The organism is Pseudomonas sp. CM25 (assembly GCF_013179705.1).
GTDB lineage: Bacteria > Pseudomonadota > Gammaproteobacteria > Pseudomonadales > Pseudomonadaceae > Aquipseudomonas.
On record NZ_JABMCW010000377.1, the window covers coordinates 1 to 4,812 of the forward strand.

Annotated in this window: 6 protein-coding genes; 4 read left to right on the forward strand and 2 right to left on the reverse strand. The window is 59.0% G+C overall.

Going from position 1 to position 4,812, the window contains the following annotated elements; all coding sequences use genetic code 11:
• The 3 genes from cynS to HP546_RS25915 form a co-directional block, all read left to right on the forward strand.
• Positions 1 to 212, forward strand: a 212-nt coding sequence (gene cynS / locus HP546_RS25905; RefSeq protein WP_172231380.1) for a cyanase, incomplete at its 5' end; no start/stop codon positions are given.
• 111 nt (positions 213 to 323) lie between these two features.
• Positions 324 to 578, forward strand: a complete 255-nt coding sequence (locus tag HP546_RS25910; RefSeq protein ID WP_172231383.1) for a DUF2790 domain-containing protein — start codon at positions 324 to 326, stop codon at positions 576 to 578.
• Positions 579 to 612: 34 nt separating this feature from the next.
• On the forward strand, positions 613 to 1,836 hold the full coding sequence (locus HP546_RS25915; RefSeq protein WP_172231386.1) for an amidohydrolase family protein: 1,224 nt from the start codon (positions 613 to 615) through the stop codon (positions 1,834 to 1,836).
• Positions 1,837 to 2,008: 172 nt separating this feature from the next.
• Here the strand turns inward: HP546_RS25915 and HP546_RS25920 are convergent, their stop codons facing one another.
• A complete protein-coding gene (locus tag HP546_RS25920) occupies positions 2,009 to 3,559 on the reverse strand; it encodes a sensor histidine kinase (protein WP_172231395.1) in 1,551 nt (516 codons plus the stop codon).
• Positions 3,560 to 3,741: 182 nt separating this feature from the next.
• On the opposite strand from HP546_RS25920, the gene HP546_RS25925 reads away from it, so the two are divergent.
• Positions 3,742 to 4,119 (forward strand): response regulator, encoded by a 378-nt coding sequence (locus tag HP546_RS25925; protein ID WP_172231389.1) that lies wholly within the window; start codon positions 3,742 to 3,744, stop codon positions 4,117 to 4,119.
• Between the two features lie 7 nt (positions 4,120 to 4,126).
• On the opposite strand, the gene HP546_RS25930 is transcribed toward HP546_RS25925, so the two are convergent.
• Positions 4,127 to 4,812, reverse strand: a 686-nt coding sequence (locus tag HP546_RS25930; RefSeq protein WP_172231392.1) for a cation:proton antiporter, incomplete at its 5' end; no start/stop codon positions are given.

The following is a 4,812-nucleotide window of genomic DNA, read 5'->3' on the forward strand; positions in this document are numbered from 1 at the left end:
GCGTGCCGACCGACCCGACCGTTTACCGTTTCTACGAGATGCTGCAAGTGTACGGCACCACGCTGAAGGCGCTGGTCCACGAGAAGTTCGGTGACGGCATCATCAGTGCCATCAACTTCAAGCTGGATATCAAGAAAGTCGAAGATCCGGAAGGCGGATCTCGCGCGGTGATTACCCTGGATGGCAAGTACCTGCCGACCAAGCCGTTCTAACGCCTCAAGTGTCCCGGCGTCTGCATACGGCGCCGGGCCATCAAGCGCCACTGTATCCCTGTCGATGCGAAAAGTGCCTGGCAGGACGAACACGTGAACAGGAATTTGAAAATGAAAGCTTTGTTGTTGGTAGTGCTCAGTAGCCTGTGCGCTGCGGCATCAGGCGCAGAACCGCTGCCCAGCGATGACGTGCAGGTGGAACAGTACAGCTACTCGCAAGCCCTGGATATCGCAAGAGTCATATCGATCAGCCAATTGCCCGAGGTTTGCGAGGTAGTGCCCGCACGCATGACCTACGAAGACTCCAATGGCCGCAGGCATATTCTCGAGTACCGGGCCATGGGCAATGGTTGCTCCAACGGTTGATCGTCAACAGGACTCAAGCTGAGGAGCACATGTAATGGATCTGATCTTTCGCAATGTCCGCATCACCGACGGACAGCCAACCATGGATGTCGCCATAGACAAGGGCAAGATCGCCTGCATTTCCCCAGCCATCACCCTGCCTGCGAAGCAGGAAGTCCAGGGTAACGGAAATGTACTGATGCCGGCCTTCGTCGAAGGGCACCTGCATCTGGAAAAAGCCCATGTCATGCAGCGCAAGGCCAATCGCTCCGGCACCCTGAAGGAAGCGATAGCGGTCACGGCCGAACTCAAGCCCACGCTGACCCAGGAAGATATTTTCGAGCGCTCGACTCAAGTACTGCGGTCACTCGTGCAGGCCGGCACCACCCATGTACGCGCGCACGCCGAATTTGACCCGACGCAAGGCTTTACCGGGTTTGACGTTGTGCTGGAGCTGCGTAAAAAGTTTCGTGAAGTGATTGATATACAGGTCGTGGCCTTTCCCCAGGAAGGGATACTGAAGCTACCGGGCATGCAGCAGATGATGGTCACGGCCATGGAAAAAGGCGCCGATGTCGTCGGCGGCATCCCCTACAACGACAGTTCGCCGCACGAGCACATCGACCATGTGTTCAACCTTGCCAGGCAGTTCGGCAAGGATATTGATTTTCACCAGGATTTTGCCGATTCCGCAGATAACATGAGTATTGAATATCTCGCACGCAAAACCCTCAAGGAAGGCTACCAGGGCCGCGTCTGTGTAGGTCACCTGACCAGCCTGGGCGCCGTGGCACCGGAACGGCGGGCCGACATTATCAGCCTGATCCGCGATGCGGGAATCAGCGTGATGTGCTTGCCGGCCACCGACTTGCACCTCGGCGCCCGGGGCGACAGCCATAACGTGCGCCGCTCGCTTGCGCCGGTGCGTGCGTTGCGTGACGGCGGCGTGAATGTGTGCCTGGCCACGAACAATATACGCAACGCGTTCACCCCGTACGGCACAGGCGACTTGCTGAATATTGCCCAATTGGCGCTACCTGCCTGCCACCTGGGTGGAGCAGATGACCAGGCCACGGTACTCCCCATGCTCACGACCAACCCGGCAAAAGCCCTTGGGCTGAAGAACTATGGGCTGGCACCGGGCAATGACGCAGACCTGATACTCGTGGATACCCGGTCCGTCGCCGATGTCATCCTTGACCTGCCCGCCCGGCTGATGGTGCTCAAGCGGGGGAAAATAGTCGCAAGCTCGACTTGGCACCGTTCGATAGCTTTTTGATGGACGCATAAGAGATCCTGACATCGGAGGCAAGGCCTGTAGCAACCCTACTACCATACAGACGACAACCTCTGAGTGCCCGAGATGCCTGGATAACACGCATTCGGGTGCCCCCGATGGCAAATCGAGCATCGAAACAGGCCGCTTTCAGCGCCAACCGACGGGTATCACCTCAAAGCTTGAAACGCACGTGGATACAGCTTTTGCCTTCATGCCGGTCCACGGTTACCGCTGCACTGCCATACCCCGAATAACTCTTCACCAGGCGCATGCCAAGGCCCGTGCCTGTCGGTTTCGGGTAGGTAGCTGGGAACCCCTCACCTTCGTCCATGACGGTCAGCAGCGCGTGATCGCCCGCGTGCTCTACGAGGACCTCGACGGTGCCCTTGCCATATTTCAACGCATTGGTGATGAGTTCGGAAATCACCAGGCCCAGCGGAGCGATCCTCTCCGGGGGCAGGATAAAGTTGTCTGCTTGCAGCACGATCTTGCGCTCGGCCAGCGCTTTGCCCAGGTCAACCAGCAAGGCATGCAGATAGTCCGAGGCCAGCACCTGCTGTTCTTCGGCATTCTGGTACAGCCGCTCATGAACGCTGGCGATGGTAACCACGCGCCCTGCTGCCGTTTCCAGTTGCAGCCTCACCGCTTCATCGGTAGTCAGGTTGGCTTGCAGCAACAGCAGCGTGTTCACCAGGTGAAGGCTGTTCTTGACCCGATGGTGGATTTCCTCCAGGTAAAGCTCGCTTCTGCTTTGCCGGCTGTTCTGCACCTCGATCAACGACAGCAGTTCAGCCTCGTAACGGTGGCGCTCGGTGATGTCCCGCGACACCGCAATGAGTTTTTCGATCTCGCCATCCGCGCCCACAATCGGCGCCACCGTCACATCCCACCATTTCGGCTCATCTGGTGCAGTCGGACCGTACGCCTCGAACCGTGCGGTATCGCCGGTTGCCACTTTGGCCAGGGCTTCCGACACCAACGGCCTTGACGCCTCAGGCCAGAGATCGGGCCAACGCTGGCCTTGCACGTCTGCCGTTGAGGCCAGGTGCAGGAACGTCAGGCCGGCCTCGTTCATGAACTCGATCTCGCCACTGGCCGAGAGAATCTTCACACAGTCGGGACTTGCGTTGAGTATGGTCTCCGAATAGGGGTCGGGCCGCGGCGCCTCGACGCCAGCCGTTATGCGTTCGACCGCCATGGAGATGACATTGGATATGCCTTCCAGGAATACCAGGTCGCTCTCGACGAAGTCGTCGCCATTGCTGCTGTCCGCCTCAAGTACGCCAAAGGGACTGAGTGCGCCGCGGATCGGAACGTTGATGGCGCGCTCGATCCCGTATTTCTTCAACAGCTCAGGAGTGCGAAAGCGGTCTTCCATGCCCAGATGGTTGGACAGTACCGGCCGGTAAGTGGCCAGTGCATATCCCGCCGGGCTGGCCACGTCCCAGCCGACCGTGGCACGCCCTATGTCGGATTGGTCCCAGCCCACGCCGTGCGACAACACAAATGCTTCGCCGTCCGGCAGCGGCTGCAGCACCTTCGCGAAACGAGTCTTCATGCCTTCGGCCACCACCACGCACGCTTGGGTCAGCAACGCGTCGAGGTCCGCAGCCTTGAGGGACATCACGGCGAAGTCGACCACCAGTTCATGTTGGCGGTGGAGCCGCTCATGCGACCGTTTCAAAGCCGCGCGGATCGTTTCGTCCGGTGGAAGCTGCTGCATAGTCTTTTCGTCCAGATATTCATTGGCACCCGTTGTGCCCTTGACGCGCCAATCAAAGCGCTTCGCTTCTCGCCCAGCAACGATAGCTGTTTTCAAGGCTCACGCGTATACCGCCACTCATCGGGCAGGGGCAACGATGAAATATGCGCGTGCCCTAACGCTTATGAGAAGCGGGTAATCCTATGCGCGGCCACATCCTGATAGTAGAAGACGACGATCTGCTCAGAGACCTCACTGCCGAGAGCCTCACGTCACTGTACGCCCAGCAGGTCACAGTCTGCGCAAATGCAGACGAGGCGTTATGTTTGTTGTCAGAGGGCCTGCATGCCGCACTGGTTTTTACCGATATCCACATGCCTGGCGCGCTGGACGGTCTGGATCTGGCACGGGAGATCTGGACAAGATGGCCGGAAGTGCCCGTGATATTGACCTCGGGCCACACCGTTGTGCCAGTGAATGCGCTCCCGGCAAATGCAGCGTTCCTGCCCAAGCCATGGACCATTGCAGACCTTGCACAGCTGATCAGCAAATTGCTCCCTGATCGAGACCGCTTGGGTTGATCCAGGCCTATTCATCTTTTGGGTTGCTCGACTTGTAACGCGCAAGAATCGGCTGCACCGTCAACCCATGCACAAGGATGCTGAGCGCCACGGCGGACAACACCAGGTTGGTAACCTGGGGCGCCGCTGCGGGTAGCAGCCCATGGTTGATCGCGTAGAACAAGTAGTAGAAGCTGCCTATTCCGCGAATCCCGAACCACCCCAGCAGCCCGCGCTGCGCCAGGCTTGCACCCGTGCGCCATGGCACCAGCATGACGGCTGCCGGGCGAATGATCAAAAACAGCGCCCCGGCGACGATCAACGCCCGCCAGTCCCAGTGCTCCAGCAATACCACGCCTAGCAGGGTAACCAGGAACACTTCCATCGCCCGCTCGACCAGGCTGCCGAAGGCAAGCATGTCCCCCAGCATGATCCCTGCAGCAATTTGCGAATCTTCCAGTGCCTGCACGTCACCCTTGACGGCATGCTCGGGTGCGACGTGCTGATGGCCAACCACGGGCTGAACCAGATGCTCTGCCGGTTCGTTTGGCGTTGCAGACGAATGCACTTCTGCTTGCCGTAGCCCCAGGCCCGCTGCAAAAACCGCCAGGAATCCATACCCGTGGATGATCTCCGACACCACATAGGCCAGGGCAATAAGGGCGAGCGCCAGGTAATCGTTTGGCGAAACCGTACTGTCTTCATGCTGGATTC